Genomic DNA, 15,856 nt, shown 5'->3' with positions numbered 1-15,856 from the left:
CGCGAACCTGCGGCCGGGTGCGCCGGACATGAGGAGGCGCAGGGTCTCGGTCACCGGCTCCACCTGCCCCAGCGGCGCGAAAGGGGCGCGGGTCCTCGGCACCGCGACCACGTTCGACGACGTGGAGGTGAGCCCCGCGCGGTGCCCCGTCCCACGGCGGAAGGTGCGGACGCCGACGGCGTCCGCACCTTCCGCCGTCATGGAGGTTACGGCTTCTCCGCCCCGTGCAGCGCGCTCACCTCCTCCGCGGTGAGGACCCTGTCGTAGGCGTGGACCTCGTCCACCGCTCCGTCCCAGAAGTCGGTGTGCCGACCGTTCCACTGCGCGCGGCCCACCGTGAAGGGGCCGGAGGCGACATGGTTCGGGCCGCCCTTGACGGTCGCCGCCCGCTTGCCGTCCACGTAGAGCGTGATCTCTCCGGTCGCGTCGTCACGCACGCCGACCAGGTGGTACCAGCGGCCGGTCTCGGGCGTGGTCTCCAGACGGGCGCGCTGTCCGTCGGGGGTGCTGAAGGCGAAGGCGCCCTGGCCGTACTGGAGGTAGAAGGGGCTCGTCCGGCGCAGCGCGTCCTGGCTGACGGCGGTGGCGTAGTTGCCGGGCAGCGAGTCCAGGGCGACCCACGCGGACACCGCGTAGCTGCCGGCGGTGTCGAGCACCGGGCCGTCGGTCCGGGCGTGCTGTCCCTGCCCGTCGAACTTCAGCGCGCTGCCCCTGACTCCGTCGGTCCAGGTGGTGCCCTCGGTCAGCCTCAGCGGCCTGTCGCCCGGACCGCCGTCCTTCGCAGTGGTGCCGCCGCCCTCGTCCAGGGCCCAGGAACCTCCGCCCTCGAGCTGCTCCCGGTCCCCGGCCGCGGCACCGGCCGCGATCACCTCGCGGTTGATCCCGCGCACCCGGACCGGGTCGACCTTGATCTCCCGGCGGTCATAGGTGTAGAGGCCGTTGAGTTCGTTCTCCAGGTCGGTGATCTGCGTGTACACCGAGCCGGAGAGTTCGGCACCGGCCTGGTCCAGGTAGAACTTCTCGGTGTTCTCGACGTACTTGCGGGTCAGTGCCTCCTTGTCGGCGACACCGCTGTAGATCACGGTCGGCGCGCCCGGCCACATGTGGCCCGGGGTGCGCAGCGTGAAGCCGCCGTGCTCGCCGTCCATGGCCACCCGGTGGTCCGGGAAGGGCGCGTCGTCGTTGTTGTAGTCGTGGTGGTCGATGATGTCGCCCTTGCCCGAGTCACCCTTGGAGTTGCAGCAGTTGACACCGCTGTGGGCGTTGACGACACGGGACGGGTCGGCGGCCTTCACCGACTCGGCGATACGGCCGCTCTCCTCACGGTTCCACTCGCCCCAGCCCTCGTTGAAGACGATCCAGCCGATGACGGACGGCGAGTTGTGGTGCTGGCGCATCATTTCCCGGCCCTGGTCGACGAAGGCCTTCTGCCCGGTCTCGTCGGTGATGTTCCCCGAGACGAAGTCCTGCCAGACCAGCAGGCCGAGCCGGTCCGCGTGGTAGAACCAGCGCGGGGACTCCACCTTGATGTGCTTGCGCACGGCGTTGAAGCCGAGCTCCTTGTGCGCCCGGAGGTCGAACGCCAGGGCGTCGTCACTGGGCGCGGTGTAGAGGCCGTCGGGCCAGAAACCCTGGTCGAGGGTGGCGAGGGAGAAGACCGGCTTTCCGTTGAGGACCAGCTTCCGGTAGCCGCCGACCTCCTCGATCCCGATCTCGCGCATGCCGAAGTAGCTGCCGACCTTGTCAGTGGAGCGGCCGTCCCTCAGCCTGATGTCGAGGTCGTACAGGTAGGGGTCGTCCGGGGTCCACAGGTGCTGCTCGGCCACGCGCAGGTCGAGCTTGCTGTTGGCCGGTCCGCTGACCCTGCCGACGACCCGTCCGCGGGCGTCGCGGGCGACGGCCTCGACCCGGGCGCCCTTCGAGGCGTTCTCGGACTCGACGGTCACCGCCAGGGTGCTGTTGTCGATGTCGGGCGTGGTGACGACGTCGTCAATGGCGGTGTCGGCGACGGGCTCCATCCAGACGGTCTGCCAGATGCCGGACGACTGGGTGTAGAAGATGCCTCCGGGGTTGGTGGACTGCTTGCCCATCGGCTGGTTGGCGCCGCCGGTGTCGGTGACCGCGACCACGATCTCCTGCTTGCCCCGGCCCTTGAGCGCGTCGGTGATGTCGGCGCTGAAGGCGTTGTAACCACCGGTGTGTTCGGCGACCTTCCTGCCGTTGACCCAGACGGTGGCCTGGTAGTCCACGGCGCCGAAGTTGAGTTTCAGCCGGTCGGCCCTGCCGCTCTTGCCGACCTTCCAGCTCCTGGGCACGTCCACGAGCTTGCGGTAGAACATGTGGTCCTCGTGCCGCTCGAGCCCGGAGAGCTGCGACTCGACCGGGAACGGCACGATGATCTCCTCGTCCAGGTCCTTGCCGAAGACCGGCTGCTCGCCGGCGTCCGCACCGCTGAACTGCCAGGGCCCGTTGAGGTTCTTCCACCGGGAGCGGACCTGCTGCGGGCGGGGGTACTCCGGCAGCGGGTCGTTCCTGTCGACCTTGTCGCCCCACGGGGTGGTGATGCGGCGGGTGGACGTGTTCGTGGCGTAGCGGACGATCCGTGGCACGGTCTCGCCGCCGGCCGTGAGACCGCCCTCACCGTCGTAGGTGAAGCGGACCTGCTGGTCCTTCTGGATCGGCTCGGAGAGTGTGATCAGGAGGGAATCGGGGTCACCGGGGGCGGCCGCCACCGACTTGACCGGCATGGCGGTCGTGTCGGCTTCGATCCTGAGGTGGCCGGCCACCTCGGCGACGCCGCCCACCGGGTCCTCGAACCGGACGCGCAGCTGCCGCCCGTCCTCGGCGACGGTCGGCTCCACCGGGAAGACCTCGAAGCCGGCGGGCGGGGTGAACGCCGTGGTCGGCACGATCCGCTTGGCCATCGTCGGCGTGGACCAGCGCAGGAACATGTTGGCGCCGCCGACGTCCTGGAACATCTCCAGGCGGAAGTCGTGCTTCTCGCCGGCGGTGAACCTGACCGCCGCGCTGGTCTGTTCCTTGTCCCAGTCGCCCACCCAGTGGTCGATGACGGGTTCGCCGTCGATGAGGAGCCGGAAGCCGTTGTCGCCCGTGGCGTAGAAGGTGTAATCACCGGTCTCCGGCGCCTCGATCCGCCCGGTCCAGCGGGCGGTCGTGTGCTCCGTCCGCCCGGTCAGCTCCTCGAAGGTACCGGTCAGTCCGGAGAAGTTGATCTGAGGCTCCAGCAGGGTGCCGCCGAGTTCGGCGAAGTCCCGGGCGCCCGGTGCCGACATGCTGAAGTACTCGCCCTTCAGGCCGTGCACCACGACGCCGGCGTCGGCGGCGGTCGAGCCGGCGGACACTCCGGCGATCGGCACGGCGGCCGACGCGGCAGGTGCCAGGACGCCCGTGGACAGGGCCAGGGCGGCCACGGTCAGCAGCGCCCACGATCTGGATCTCGAGCGGGTGAGTTGTCTTGTCATCGGACCCTTCCTCGCGCAGAGGGCATGTGGCCAGGACGAAACAAGGGTGGCCGTCGGCTCGGCCGTCCCGTCATTCCAACGTTGGAAACCCGGTGTGCAGCGGAATGACAACACGCTGCCCGTCAACTGTCCAGACTTCACGCGCAGTTGATGTCGCGTCAGTTCGCGGATCGTCACGGCGTCATGGCGGCTCCTGCGATGACGGTCCACGCGGCGGCAACCGGCCCCCACGATCCCCTTGACATGCCCGTCGCCGGTCACCCTCCTGCGGGAACGCGTTCCATCGATGCAGAGCTCGGCGTGGAGGTGACGGGACGCGACGGGCCGGCTTCCCAACGGGACGAAGGGACTGCCTCGCCGCCGCGCCGGCCCTGACGTCCGCCGAGCCCGCCCGGGCAGACCGGACGGGCCTGCGCGCCGCCGGCCAGGGCGTGCTCCGGGGCGGCGGCGCCTGCACTTCCGTGCAGTCGGCCGGAGTTGGCGTCGTCGTACGGCAGGCCCCGGGCCCCACGGCTTCGTCCTGCTCCACGGGACATCGCCACAGGCCCGCCCGCGGGGCCGGGGTTTCCACCGATGCCCCACGCGGTGCCGAAGCGCACGCGCTGCACACGGGAGAACCGCTGCTGGCACACGGGGGCCTTCCGTCGGCGGGGCGACACCGCCTACGGCCGCGCCGGCACCCCGGCCCGAACACGGACACCGGCTGGAGCCTCAGATTCTTCGAGTGACTCGGCCCCCGTCCTCCGCGAACGGTCCGTCTTCGGCCGCGAAGGCGTGGGCGGCGAAGCGTTCGCCCATGCGGCGGTGGGCGGCCGCGTCGGGGTGGAGCCGGTCGGGCAGCGGCAGTTCGGCGTGGTCCGCCTCGCCGTAGAGGTCACGGCCGTCGAGGTGGTGCAGGTTCGGGTCGTCCGCCGCGCGTTGCGTCACGACGCGCTCGAGTTCGTCGCGGACGACGCCGAGCGTCAACTTGCCTTCGGCCCGTTCCGCGGGATCGCCGACGGCGGTGAACAGGAGCCGCCCCTCGCCGAGGCGGCTGAAGTCGTAGGCGGTGGGGCCGGGTGTGTCCTCGTGGATGGGGCACAGAATCGGCGAGACGACCAGCAGTGGTGCTGTGGGATGCCCCTCGCGGATGGTGTCGAGGAAGCCGTGGACGGCGGGGGTGAAGGCGCGCAGCCGCATCAGGTCGGCGTTGACGAGGTTGATGCCGATCTTGACGCTGATCAGGTCGGCGGGCGTGTCGCGCATGGTGCGCGCGACGAACGGGTCGAGCAGGGCGCTGCCGCCCAGTCCCAGGTTGACCAGTTCCACACCGCCGCGTGCCGCGGCGAGCGCGGGCCAGGTGGTGGTGGGACTCTCGGCGCCGGAGCCGTGGCTGATGGAGCTGCCGTGGTGCAGCCAGGTTCTGCGGCCGGAGGCGGACGCGGGCTCCACCGGTGCGTCGGTACGCAGGGCGAGGAGTTCGGTGGTCTCGTCGTGCGGCAGCCAGATCTCGACGGTCTTGTCGCGCTCGGGCAGGCCGGTGAAGCGGAGGGTGGCGGCGGGACCGGTGCCGGGCTCGACGGTTCCGGTGTTCATGTCGATGGTCAGGGTGTTGCCGCCGGTCGCGGTTGCCCGACCGGCCGGATGTCCGTCGATGAGCAGGTCGTACCGGCCGTCCGGGCGGGGCGGGGCACCGATGTGGATCCGCTTGGTGGGTAGTGCGTCCAGCTCGACGGCGGTCGCGCGGGTGCGGAAGACCAGGCGTACGCCGGAGGGCTGGGACTCGGCCACGGCGAGCTGTGTGTCGGCGTTCCGGGCGCGGGCCCACGCGGGCAGGCGGTGCGGCAGGACCCCCTGCGGGGTGGGTTCCAGGTCGAGCGCGCCGCGCACGAGGTCGGCGGTGACGGGCGTGGTGATCCAGGAGGGCATGGTGGTGTTCCGTCCGTGTGAGGCGGGTGGACGAACTGCTGACCGGGGCGCCGCAGGGGCGGTCCGGGAGCCCCGGGGCGCGGCAGGGTTCCGCCGTCAGGGAGTGGCCGGCCAGTTGCGCAGGAGGGCGTCCAGGGCGTCCAGGACGCGTGACCACGTTTCCTGTGTGTCGGGGGCGCTGTGGCTGAATCCGCCGCCCATCTCGAGGCTGACGTAGCCGTGGAAGACGCTGCCCAGCAGCCGGACGGCGTGGGTCTGGTCCGGCTCAGTCAGGTCGTAGCCGCGCAGGAGGGCCCGGGTCATCTGCGCGTGCCGCACCCCCGCGCTGCCGGCCGCCGCCTCCGGGCCGAGCCGGAACTGGGCCGCGGCGTAGCGGCCCGGATGCTCCCGGGCGTAGTCCCGGTACACGTTCGCCAGGGCGGTCAGGGCGTCCTTGCCCGCCCGTCCGGCCAGGGCGTCGGCGGCCCGGTCGGCGAGCTCCTCCAGGGCGAGGAGCGCGATCCTCGTCCTGAGGTCCTGGGAGTTCCTCAGGTGGGAGTACAGGCTCGCCACCTTGACGTCGAAACGCCGGGCGAGTTCCGAGACCGTCACCCGGTCGAAGCCGACCTCGTCGGCCAGTTCCGCCCCCGCCCGGGTGAGGCGTTCCGGGGTCAGTCGTACACGTGCCATAGCCGTCCTTCCCGTCAGCTGATTCGAGTATGCGTTTACCTAAAACATTTAGGCAAATTCCGGCTGCTTTTGATCGAATGTCAGTGGTGGGCGGCAGGATGCGGCGCATGACCACACCTGCAGCAGTGATCGTCGATGCCGCCGCCTACGCCCAGGCGGTCGAGGACGCCGTGCACGCGGCGGCCGCCTATTACGCGGGAGGCACCTCGCCGCTGGACGACGACGCGTACGACCGGCTGGTACGGGGCATCGCCGACTGGGAGGCGGAGAACCCGGACGGGATCCTGCCCGGCTCCCCCACCGGTAAGGTCGCCGGCGGGGCGGTGGGCGGCGACGTGCCGCACACAGTGCCGATGCTGAGCCTCGACAACGTGTTCTCGGCGGAGGAGTTCACCGCCTGGACCGCCTCGCTGGCGCGCCGGACCGGCCGTGACGCGACACGCTTCAGTGTGGGCCCGAAGCTGGACGGACTGGCGGTCGCCGCCCGCTACAGCGGCGGCCGGCTGCGCCAGTTGATCACCCGCGGGGACGGGACGGCCGGGGAGGACGTCTCGCACGCCATCGGCACCATCGAGGGGCTGCCCGAGAAGCTCGACGAGCCGGTCGCCGTGGAGGTGCGCGGTGAGGTCCTCATGACGTCGGCCCAGTTCGAGCATGCCAACGAGGTGCGCACCGGTCACGGCGGACAGCCGTTCGCCAACCCGCGCAACGCGGCCGCGGGCACCCTGCGGGCCAAGGAACGCGTCTACACCGTGCCGATGACGTTCTTCGGCTACGGACTGCTGCCACTGCCCGACACCGACTCCGCCCTGGCGGAACGGATGAACGGGATGGCGCACAGCGACCTGATGGCCCTGGCCGCGGACCTCGGTGTGCGCACCAGCGCCCGCACCCCGGTCCCGGACATCGTCGCCGAGACCCCAGGCGAGGTCCTGGCCCGGGTGAAGGAGATCGCCGCGCTCCGCGCCGAGCTGCCGTTCGGCATCGACGGAATCGTCGTCAAGGCCGACCTCGCCGCCGACCGGGAGGCCGCCGGATCGGGCTCCCGCGCGCCGCGCTGGGCGATCGCCTACAAGCTGCCGGCGGTGGAGAAGATCACCCGGCTGCTGGAGGTGGAGTGGAACGTCGGCCGCACCGGCGTCATCGCGCCGCGCGGCGTCCTCGAACCGGTCGTGATCGACGGCTCCACCATCACCTACGCCACCTTGCACAACCCGGCCGACATCACCCGCCGCGACCTGCGCCTGGGCGACCACGTCATGGTCCACCGGGCGGGCGACGTCATCCCCCGGATCGAGGCCCCGGTCGCTCACCTGCGCACGGGCGAGGAGCAGCCGATCGTCTTCCCGGCGCAGTGTCCGCGCTGCGGTTCGGACATCGACACCGGCGAGGAACGCTGGCGGTGCGTCCGGGGCCGCGACTGCCACCTGGTCGCGTCCCTCGCCTACGCCGCGGGCCGCGACCAGCTCGACATCGAGGGTCTGGGCGCCACCCGGGTCGTCCAGCTCGTCGACGCGGGCCTGGTCGCCGACCTCGCCGACCTGTTCACGCTCGGGCGCGACCAACTGCTGGCCCTGGAGCGGATGGGGGAGACCAGCACCGACAATCTGCTGGCCGCGATCGCCAGGGCCAAGGACCAGCCGCTGTCCCGGGTGCTGTGCGCACTGGGCGTCCGGGGCACCGGACGGTCCATGTCGCGGCGTATCGCCCGGTACTTCGCCACCATGGACCACATCCGCGCGGCCGACGCCGACGCCATGCAGCGGGTCGACGGCATCGGGGCGGAGAAGGCCCCGTCGATCGTGGCGGAGCTGGCCGAACTGGCCCCGCTCATCGACAAACTCGCGGCCGCCGGCGTCAACATGACCGAGCCCGGCGCCACTCCGCCGCCGGCCGCCGATGCCACTTCCGACGACGACGGCGAGGTCGCCGTGCCGACGGCGGGAGGCCCGCTGGACGGGATGACAGTGGTGGTCACCGGCGCGATGACCGGAAGCCTGGAGAAGCTCTCCCGCAACGAGATGAACGAACTCATCGAGCGGGCCGGCGGACGCTCGTCCTCCAGCGTCTCCAAGAGGACCACCCTCGTGGTCGCGGGCGAGGGCGCCGGTTCCAAGCGCGCCAAGGCCGAACAGCTCGGCGTCCGCCTCGCCGCCCCGGACGAGTTCGCCGCCATGGTCGCAGAACTCCTCGGCTGAGTCGGCGTCGGCCTGCGCCCGGCCGTCAGGATGTGGCGCAGGCCTCGGCGATGGACAGGCTGTTCTCGTAGAGGTGGTGCCGGGTGATCCGGCCGCCCTCCACGGTGAGGCGCAGGGCGAACGGCCCCTGGAAGGACCGCCCCGTCGCCCGTACCGTCCCCGACACATGCCCCGTCAGGACCGCGTCCTTCCCGTCGACGAGGAAGGTGTCGACGGAGGCGCGCGCGTCCTCGGGCACCGTGTGCTCCAACAGCTCCGTGAGCTGGGCCGCGCATTCGGCGGCGGTGGAGCGCGGGCGGATCCACGGGACGGCGGGGTTGTCCGCGAGCAGCCAGTCGACCTCGTCGGCGAAGAGCGCGCCGAGCCGTTCGACGTCCCCGGCCGACCGGGCGGCGAGAAACTCCTGCACGACGGCCCGGGTGGCCTCGGCCTCGGAAGGGGCGGTGGCGGCGGAACGGGTGGGCATGACGCTCTCCTCACGGCTGCGGCCGGGTCCCGGCTCGGGGTCTTCGCGGATGTGCTCGATCCTGCCGGAGGAGGAAGGAGCGGGTCGATTACCTCGGGCGTCATGCGCGGGCCGGGGCGGGCCGGACGTGGTTGCCGCCGGGCGCGTCCTGCGGCTCGCCTGCGGGATGGGCTGGGCGGGCTGGTGGCGCCGCGCACGGTCCTGCCCTCTCCACCGCGTACGCCGTCGGCCTGCTCGTCCCCGTCGTGACGACCGCGTTGCTCGTCCCCTTCTCGCGGGGCCGGTCGTCCGGGGGGCTGATGTGGCCGCTGGGCCGTGTGCCGGGACCGTGATGCCCGTGGCGACGCCGCCGTGGGCAGGGCTGCCACCGGCACGGAGGGGGCCCGTCGAGCCACCGAGGAGGGCGTACGGTCCTGCCGCGGCCCACCGGAACGAAGTGACCGGCTGACGGTCGATAATCCAGTTCCGATCACTCCCGGCGAGAGGATGCCATGCCGAACAACGGCTTGTACGAAATCCTGGACGACCGCTTCCGTACCGGACGCTGCGCGAACGGCGACAGCAGGCTCGAGGTCCTGTACGACGGCTGCCGCTGGGCCGAGGGCCCGCTGTACGTGCCCGCCTGGCGCCAGCTGATCTGGAGCGACATCCCGAACGACCGCATCCTGCGCTGGGACGAGGCCACCGGCACGGTCGGCGTCTTCCGCACCCCGGCCGGTCACAGCAACGGCAACACCGTCGACCGGCAGGGCCGCCTGGTCACCTGCGAGCAGGGCAACCGCCGTGTGACCCGCACCGAACCGGACGGCGCCGTGACCGTCCTCGCCGACCGGTACGACGGCAAGCGGCTCAACAGCCCGAACGACTCCGTCGTACGCTCCGACGGCACGATCTGGTTCTCCGACCCGGACTTCGGCATCACCAGCGACTACGAGGGGCATCGCGCCGAGTCGGAGATCGGCGCGTGCAACGTGTACCGGATCGATCCGCTGTCGGGGGACGTCCACCTCGCCGCGAGCGGGTTCGAGGGGCCCAACGGGGTCGTCCTGTCTCCCGACGAGAGCCGGCTGTACGTCTCCGACTCGCGGGCCGCCCGGATCCACGTGTACGGCATCCGCGAGGACGGCACCCTGTCCGACGGCGAGGTCTTCGCCGAGGGCCGGGGCGGTGTCCACTTCGACAACATCCGCTTCGACGACGAGGGCCGTCTGTGGGCCGCCGCCCTCGACGACGGCGTGCACTGCTACGCCCCCGACGGCACTCTCATCGGGAGGCTGCGCGTACCCGAGCCCGTCTCCAACATCGCCTTCGGCGGTCCGAGGAACAACCGCCTGTTCATCACCGCCACCACCTCCCTGTACTCCCTGGTGATGTCGGTGACCGGGGCTCCGCGCCTCTGAACGGGCCGCGCGGGGTTCTCGGCCACCCGGGCCCGTGCCCTTCGCACGGAACGGCTGTTGCCGTTACCGCTCCCTGTCTCGTCGAGTTCCGTGCGTCGTCTCCACGCCATCGACCAGGCAGGGAGAAGTGCCGTTGACCCACCAGTCCGCCCCACCGCCCACCGCCCCACCGCCCACCGCCCACCGAGATCACGTGCTCCGCCCACCGAGATCACGTGCTCCGGCCACTGCTCCGTCAATCCGTTCGCCCAGGTCGGTTTCCGCCCCTGTGCTCCCGGCTCCCCTCCGTGCTGCGCCGGATCACCGCCATGACGTGGCGGACCGACCGTCGTCCGTGATCCTGCTGCTCGCCTGTCAGCTGGTCACGGGCGTGTCCGCGGCGGTGCTGCCGACGGCTGCGGCCCGGGCGACGGGCCCGCTCCTCGGTGCGGGGACGGTCGTGGACCGTCCGCAGGGTGCTTCCGGCGCTCCTCGTCGTCGCGGCGGCGAGCGCCGTCACCCGCGCGTGGGAGGCCCTGGCCATGTACGCCGAACCGCGGATCACGCCCCGGCTGACGACGGAGACCGAATCGGCGCCGGTCGGGGCCGTCTGCCGGGTGGAGGCCGCCGCGTACGCGGCGGCCGGTTCCTCCGACCGCCAGGGGGCGGCCGAGTGGTCGTGGACGACGGGCCGGTCACGGGGGCCACCGCCCGCGCGGGGCTGCGGCACCTTCGGCGCGGTGGCCCCTGTGGCTGACGCCGGCCGTGCCGGTGTGCGGTCACGGCAGCGCCGCGACGCTGCGGCACTGCGGGACGAGGCCGACGACGTGCTCCGCCTGTACCGGCCGCAGCGGCTGCGGTCCGTCGGCGAGTGGTACGAGGCTTCCCCCAGGTCACCGACCAGGAAGTCCTGGACGCCCTGCGGGAACCGCACCCGTCCCGGGCGTCTCCTGGCCGACGGTGGCCAGCAGGTTCGCGACCAGCGGGTTCGGGTCGTCCCTCCGTGTTCCGGCGACGTCCGGGCGGCGGCCACGATGCTCGTGTGCGGTCTGGCCGATCCACGCATGAGGATCGGGAGCGAGGTGTGCGCGCAGCGGCCGGCCCGGTGACGGCGAGATCCCTCCCGGCCTTCAGCTCCCGGCCGGGGTGAGCAGCACGAAGTCCGCGTTGTACGGGTCGAGACAGACGGCCATGCGGCCGACGCCCTCCGCGTCCGCCGGCCCCATCTGCACGCTTCCGCCGTTCCTGGTGACCTCGGCCACCGCCGCGTCGCAGTCGGTGACCGCGAAGACCGGGTGCCAGTAGGGGTGCCCGCCCGCCAGCGCGAGGTCTTCCCCGCCGATCTCCATGAGGCCGCCGTGCATCCGCTCCTCGGGCAGTCCGGCCGGGGTGATCAGGGTGTACGTGCCCTCGCCGCCCGGCATCTCCGTGTCACTGAACCGCCAGCCGAGGACACCGCCGTAGAACTCCTTCGCGGCCGCCGTGTCACTGGTGTACAGCTCGGTCCAGGAGAGTGAGCCCGGCTGGTCCACCAGGTCGATGCCCCTGCTCTCCCCCGGCTGCCAGACGGCGAACCGGCCGCCCAGCGGGTCGCTGTACTGTGCCATCCGGCCCCACTGCTCGACGTCCGTCGGCGGCACCCGCACGGTGCCGCCGGCCCGCTCGACCGCCTGGGTCGTGGCGTCCGCGTCGGCGACGGTGTAGTAGATCATCCAGGCCGGACGGGCGCCCTCCTCGGTCAGCTTGCCGAGCCCGGCGACCATCTTGCCGTCCTTGCGGAACATCCCGCCTTCCACGTCCTCCCCGTCGCCCATGGGCTCGTAGTCCCAGCCGAGGACCGCACCGTAGAAAGCGGCGGCGGTCCGGACGTCGGGGGTGCCGAGGTCGAGCATGCAGGGCGAGCCGGGGGCGAAGTCAGTGGTGATCACCGCGATGTCCTTTCGCTGATTCCCTCTGACCCCAGCGTGCCACCGGGCGCCGGCACTCGCCCTCCGGCTTCGCCGTCCGGGCGGACCGGGCGGGTCGCTCCCCGGCCGCCGCACGCCCCGTGAACGGCGGCACGATCCGCGAGGAGTGCGCGGCCTGCCTGGTGTGCGGTGCGGCGGCCCTGACCGCCTTCGGCGTGATCGGGACCCGCGCCGGTCGCTCCTCGGCGGACGAGCCGTCCGGTGTCCTGCCGTCCGGAGCGGACGGCAGGACACCGGACCCGGCCGTCGAGCGCTAACCCAGCGGCTCGATACGGATGTTGCGGTAGCGGACCTTGTTGCCGTGGTCCTGCAGCCGGACGGCTCCGGCCGCGGGACCCTCGGCGATCCCGCCGCCCGTCGGGCCGTCGACGGTCACGTTGTCGTGGATCTTCTTGCCGTTCCACACCACGGTGACCCGCGCGTCCGACGTCTTGTTCCCTTCGGCGTCGTAGCGCGCCGCGTGGAAGACGATGTCGTACGACTGCCAGGTCTCGGGCGCTCTGGCGGCGTTCACGTCCGGGGCCTTCTTCAGATAGATCGCTCCCGCTTCGTCGGTGTCGGGTGTGGTGTCGCCGTAGGAGTCCAGGACCTGGATCTCATAGCGGTCCTGGAGGTAGACGCCGCTGTTGGCCCGGTCCTGGCCCGTCACGTCCGGGGGCAGTCGGGGCAGCCAGTACTCCACGTGCAGCTTGAAGTCGTCGTAGCTGTTCTTGGTGCGGATGTCCCCGCAGCAGACCTCCGTCGCACCGTCGGTGACGGGCCACTGGACCGGACGCCCGTCGGTGTGCTGCCACCGGTCGAGGCCGTCGCCGTCGAACAGACCGACCGGCCTGCCGTGCCGGTCGACGCTGAGGAGGTCGAGGTTGACGTGGCCGGTGTCGCCCTCGTCGTACCGGTAGGCGACGCTGTTGTGCCCGGCGCGCAGTCCCAGGGACTCGGTCTGCGTCGACCAGGTGTCCCAGTCGCCGGTGCTGCGGAACTCGGTCCGCTTCACCTTCCGGCCGTTGACGTACAGGGAGAGGGACTTGGTGCCCCGGAAGGGGTTCGGGCCGTTGGAGTAGCGCAGCCCCAGGTCGTACGTCCCGCTCCGGTCCACCTCGACGTCGAAGGTCGTGGTGGTGCCCCGGGTGTCGTACCGGTCGACGAAACCGCTGCCGGAGTAGCCCCGGTGGTCGGTGCCGATGCCGGCCGCGCCGGTGAGGGCAGCCTCCTCGGCCTCGTACAGCGGGCCCTGTTCGGGCTGCCCGCCCGGCAGGGCGTTGAGGGTGTACCAGGCTTCGGTGCTCCACAGGGTCTCGCCCGACGCCGAGCTGAACGGGCGCGGGGAGCGCAGGTGCACGACGCGGCCCGGCTTGAGTCCCTCGACGGCCAGGGTCACCTTCCTGCGGTCGCGCGACAGCTTCGCCGAGGTCACCTCCAGGGTCTCCTCGGCGATCCTGGGTCCGCCGTAGTCGCGCGTCGGGGTGTAGCGCCACTGCTCGGCCTCGTAGTGGCCGACGAGGTTCTCAGCGGTCTCCTGCGACAGCGGCTGGGTGTACTCCAGCTCGAAGCCGCCCTTCTTCACCCGCATGGCCTGGATGTCGAAGGTGTTGCCGCCGTTCGGTGTCAGCTTCTGGAGGCCGTACCTGAGCTTGCCCTCCTGGCCCCAGTTGCCGTCCGCTCCCAGACCGCCCGCGTAGATGGCGCCGTCGGGGCCCATGGTGATCCGGTTGACGCCGGCTTCGAGGCCCTGGGTGAAGCGGAAGACGGCGCCCTGGTACTGGCCCTTGACCTTCTCCAGGTGGGCACGCTGGAGACCGCCGTAGGTGACGTCACCGAAGAGCATCTGCCCCTTGAACCTGCCCTTGGTCAGGTGGAGCGGCGTGCTGGGCGAGTTGGCGATCTCGTTCTGCGGGAGCCAGAGCACCGGCTGGGTCACCGGCTCGGAGTCGAAGGGCCCGGCGGGGTTGGTGTAGTGGTTGAAGAAGCGGTCCTGCTCGATGTGGACCAGCTTCGACGAAGGCAGCCAGCCGCCCTGGTTGTCGGTGGCGAAGATGTCACCGCCGGGGCCCCAGCCGATGCCATTCGGGGTGCGCAGACCACCGGCGAGGTAACTGACCTTTCCCGTCTTCTTGTTGACCATGATGGTCGTGCCGCGGCCGGGTGCGGGCTGCGGATCGGTGGTGGCGCCGCCGTAGTTGATGGCCACGGACAGGTTCAGGTAGAAGTAGCCCTTGCGGTACAGCAGTCCGAAGGCGAACTCGTGGAAGTTGCCGCCGTAGGGCCAGGTGGCGATCGTCTTGGACTCGTCCATGAAACCGTCGCCGTCGCTGTCGCCCAGCTCCGTCAGTTCGTGCTTCTGGGAGACGAAGACGGTGCCGTCGACGACCTTGAGCCCCATCGGCTCCTTGAGGCCCTCGGCGATCTTCGTGGCCTTCACCTTGTCCGGGCCCGTGGTGCCGGTGACCTCCTCCATGACGTAGACCTCGCCGGCCGTGTTGTCGGTGCCGCCCCAGGTGCTCACCACCAGACGGCCGTCGGGCAGCCAGTCCATGCCGGTGACCTGTGGTTCGAACCCCTCGGGACGCAGGTCGGTGAGGGTGTGGTCGGGGCGCACCGAGTTGAGCGGGAGGCCGTCGCCCGGCGAGTCCCTGACGCCCTCGCACTCCTTGCGGCCCGGGGCGGTGACCCGGACCACGCCGGCGTCGGTGCTCAGCGCCGCGTTCGGCACGGTCTCGAAGTCGCCTGCGCCCGGCGGCCGCCAGGCGAGGTTGAGCACCTGGTCGCCGCCGCGCTCGAAGTGGTCGATGCGCAATGTGTGCATGCCCTCGATGAGCTGGACGGAGCCGTCCTTGGGCTCGGCGCCGTGCAGCCCGTCGTGGTCGATGACCAGGCGGTCGTCGACCAGCAGCCGTGAGCCGTCGTCGCTGGTCAGCCGGAAGGTGTACGAACCGTCGGCCGGCACGTGGATGTTGCCGGTGACCTGGGTGACGAAGTTGTCGCCGAACCCGCCGAAGTCGCCGGTCGTGCTCCAGTCGACGGTCGGCATCAGCCGGTCGACGTTGGGGGTCTGTCCGGGTTTGAGGGTGCAGATCTTCTCGAGCGGGACCTGGACGTCGAAGACGCGCAGGGTGACTCCGGGCTCCTGCGGCGGCACGTCGGCCCGCGGTGCGGAGCCCGGCCGGGCCGATGCCAGGGGGGCTCCCCAGAGCCCGCCCGCGACGAACGCGCCGACGAGCAGTCCTGTCAGGGATCTTCGGGCGCGCCGGTACAGCCGTGCGTCCATGCTTCCTCCTGCTGAGTCGACCGGAGGGCCGGATGACTCCGGTGCCGAATGGGCGAAGCGCCAACGGTTGCGCCGACACGCTAGGAGACTTCTGTTCAATCCGTCCATACTTTGTCATCGATGAGTTCAAAGTCCTTCCGGCAGGCGGCGTTCACCGATGTCATGGGTGGGCTGCGGAACCGGTGTGCGGTTACGGGGAGGGCGGGATGCGGTAGACGGACACGCGGGGATGCGACTCGGCGGCGGCCTCCAGGACGCGGTCCGGGGCCAGGATGTCGGCGTCCACGTACGCGGTCGCCCCCTGGGGGGTGGAGTGGAACAGGGCACGGGCGTGGGCCAGGACCATCGGGTCGTTGTCGACGGGACGATCCGGGACTCGGGGGCGATCCGCTGGGCGACCTGGTGGGTGTTGTCGGCCACGACGCACACCCACAGCAGCCAGCCGAAGAAGTCGCCCGCGGAGACCGTGGAGCCGTCGGCGAACACACAGCTCACCCCCGGCGGAAAGCTGCTCCGCTCCAC

Annotated in this window: 9 protein-coding genes and 3 pseudogenes; 5 read left to right on the top strand and 7 right to left on the bottom strand. The window is 71.3% G+C overall.

Annotated features, from left to right (window positions below):
• Positions 1-206 precede the first annotated feature (206 nt).
• On the bottom strand, positions 207-3,482 hold the full coding sequence (locus KYY02_RS05365) for a LamG-like jellyroll fold domain-containing protein (protein ID WP_371236252.1): 3,276 nt from the start codon (positions 3,480-3,482) through the stop codon (positions 207-209).
• 496 nt (positions 3,483-3,978) lie between these two features.
• Between KYY02_RS05365 and KYY02_RS05360 the strand changes: the two are divergent.
• Positions 3,979-4,210: pseudogene (locus KYY02_RS05360) on the top strand (hydrolase); the annotation flags it as partial.
• On the opposite strand, the gene KYY02_RS05355 reads toward KYY02_RS05360, so the two are convergent.
• Positions 4,194-5,390, bottom strand: coding sequence for a GDSL-type esterase/lipase family protein (locus KYY02_RS05355; protein WP_371236251.1), 1,197 nt, complete (start codon positions 5,388-5,390; stop codon positions 4,194-4,196). The pseudogene KYY02_RS05360 and the gene KYY02_RS05355 overlap by 17 nt on opposite strands.
• A gap of 96 nt (positions 5,391-5,486) precedes the next feature.
• Entirely contained in the window at positions 5,487-6,059 is a 573-nt protein-coding gene (locus KYY02_RS05350; protein ID WP_371236250.1) for a TetR/AcrR family transcriptional regulator, read from the bottom strand.
• Positions 6,060-6,166: 107 nt separating this feature from the next.
• On the opposite strand from KYY02_RS05350, the gene ligA reads away from it, so the two are divergent.
• Positions 6,167-8,257 (top strand): NAD-dependent DNA ligase LigA, encoded by a 2,091-nt coding sequence (gene ligA, locus KYY02_RS05345; protein ID WP_371236249.1) that lies wholly within the window; start codon positions 6,167-6,169, stop codon positions 8,255-8,257.
• Positions 8,258-8,282: 25 nt separating this feature from the next.
• Here the strand turns inward: ligA and KYY02_RS05340 are convergent, their stop codons facing one another.
• Positions 8,283-8,723, bottom strand: a complete 441-nt coding sequence (locus KYY02_RS05340) for a nuclear transport factor 2 family protein (protein WP_371236248.1) — start codon at positions 8,721-8,723, stop codon at positions 8,283-8,285.
• 491 nt (positions 8,724-9,214) lie between these two features.
• Between KYY02_RS05340 and KYY02_RS05335 the strand changes: the two genes are divergently transcribed.
• The gene (locus KYY02_RS05335; protein WP_371236247.1) at positions 9,215-10,123 is read left to right on the top strand and encodes an SMP-30/gluconolactonase/LRE family protein; all 909 of its coding nucleotides are present in this window, start codon (positions 9,215-9,217) and stop codon (positions 10,121-10,123) included.
• Positions 10,124-10,333: 210 nt separating this feature from the next.
• Positions 10,334-10,776, top strand: a pseudogene (locus tag KYY02_RS05330) (ABC transporter ATP-binding protein); the annotation flags it as partial.
• A gap of 456 nt (positions 10,777-11,232) precedes the next feature.
• Here the strand turns inward: KYY02_RS05330 and KYY02_RS05325 are convergent.
• A complete protein-coding gene (locus tag KYY02_RS05325; protein WP_371236246.1) occupies positions 11,233-12,030 on the bottom strand; it encodes a VOC family protein in 798 nt (265 codons plus the stop codon).
• A gap of 119 nt (positions 12,031-12,149) precedes the next feature.
• Between KYY02_RS05325 and KYY02_RS05320 the strand changes: the two genes are divergently transcribed.
• On the top strand, positions 12,150-12,326 hold the full coding sequence (locus tag KYY02_RS05320; RefSeq protein WP_371236245.1) for a hypothetical protein: 177 nt from the start codon (positions 12,150-12,152) through the stop codon (positions 12,324-12,326).
• Here the strand turns inward: KYY02_RS05320 and KYY02_RS05315 are convergent.
• Together KYY02_RS05315 and KYY02_RS05310 are read right to left on the bottom strand one after the other, a co-directional pair.
• Complete coding sequence (locus KYY02_RS05315) at positions 12,323-15,334, bottom strand: 3-keto-alpha-glucoside-1,2-lyase-like domain-containing protein (RefSeq protein WP_371236244.1); 3,012 nt, start codon at positions 15,332-15,334, stop codon at positions 12,323-12,325. The two genes, KYY02_RS05320 and KYY02_RS05315, sit on opposite strands and share 4 nt — an antisense overlap.
• Before the next feature lie 232 nt (positions 15,335-15,566).
• Positions 15,567-15,751: pseudogene (locus KYY02_RS05310) on the bottom strand (SAM-dependent methyltransferase); the annotation flags it as partial.
• Positions 15,752-15,856: the final 105 nt, after the last annotated feature.

Origin of the sequence: Streptomyces pimonensis (genome assembly GCF_041380215.1) — a bacterium.
GTDB classification, from domain to species: Bacteria; Actinomycetota; Actinomycetes; order Streptomycetales; family Streptomycetaceae; genus Streptomyces; species Streptomyces pimonensis.
The sequence above is the reverse complement of the archived record's forward strand: the minus strand, read 5'-3'. Positions and strand labels throughout refer to the sequence as shown.

Coding starts and splice junctions, on each gene's coding strand:
- KYY02_RS05365 (WP_371236252.1), bottom strand. CDS start 3,482: ATGACAAGACAACTCACCCGCTCGAGATCCAGATCGTGGGCGCTGCTG.
- KYY02_RS05355 (WP_371236251.1), bottom strand. CDS start 5,390: ATGCCCTCCTGGATCACCACGCCCGTCACCGCCGACCTCGTGCGCGGC.
- KYY02_RS05350 (WP_371236250.1), bottom strand. CDS start 6,059: ATGGCACGTGTACGACTGACCCCGGAACGCCTCACCCGGGCGGGGGCG.
- ligA (WP_371236249.1), top strand. CDS start 6,167: ATGACCACACCTGCAGCAGTGATCGTCGATGCCGCCGCCTACGCCCAG.
- KYY02_RS05340 (WP_371236248.1), bottom strand. CDS start 8,723: ATGCCCACCCGTTCCGCCGCCACCGCCCCTTCCGAGGCCGAGGCCACC.
- KYY02_RS05335 (WP_371236247.1), top strand. CDS start 9,215: ATGCCGAACAACGGCTTGTACGAAATCCTGGACGACCGCTTCCGTACC.
- KYY02_RS05315 (WP_371236244.1), bottom strand. CDS start 15,334: ATGGACGCACGGCTGTACCGGCGCGCCCGAAGATCCCTGACAGGACTG.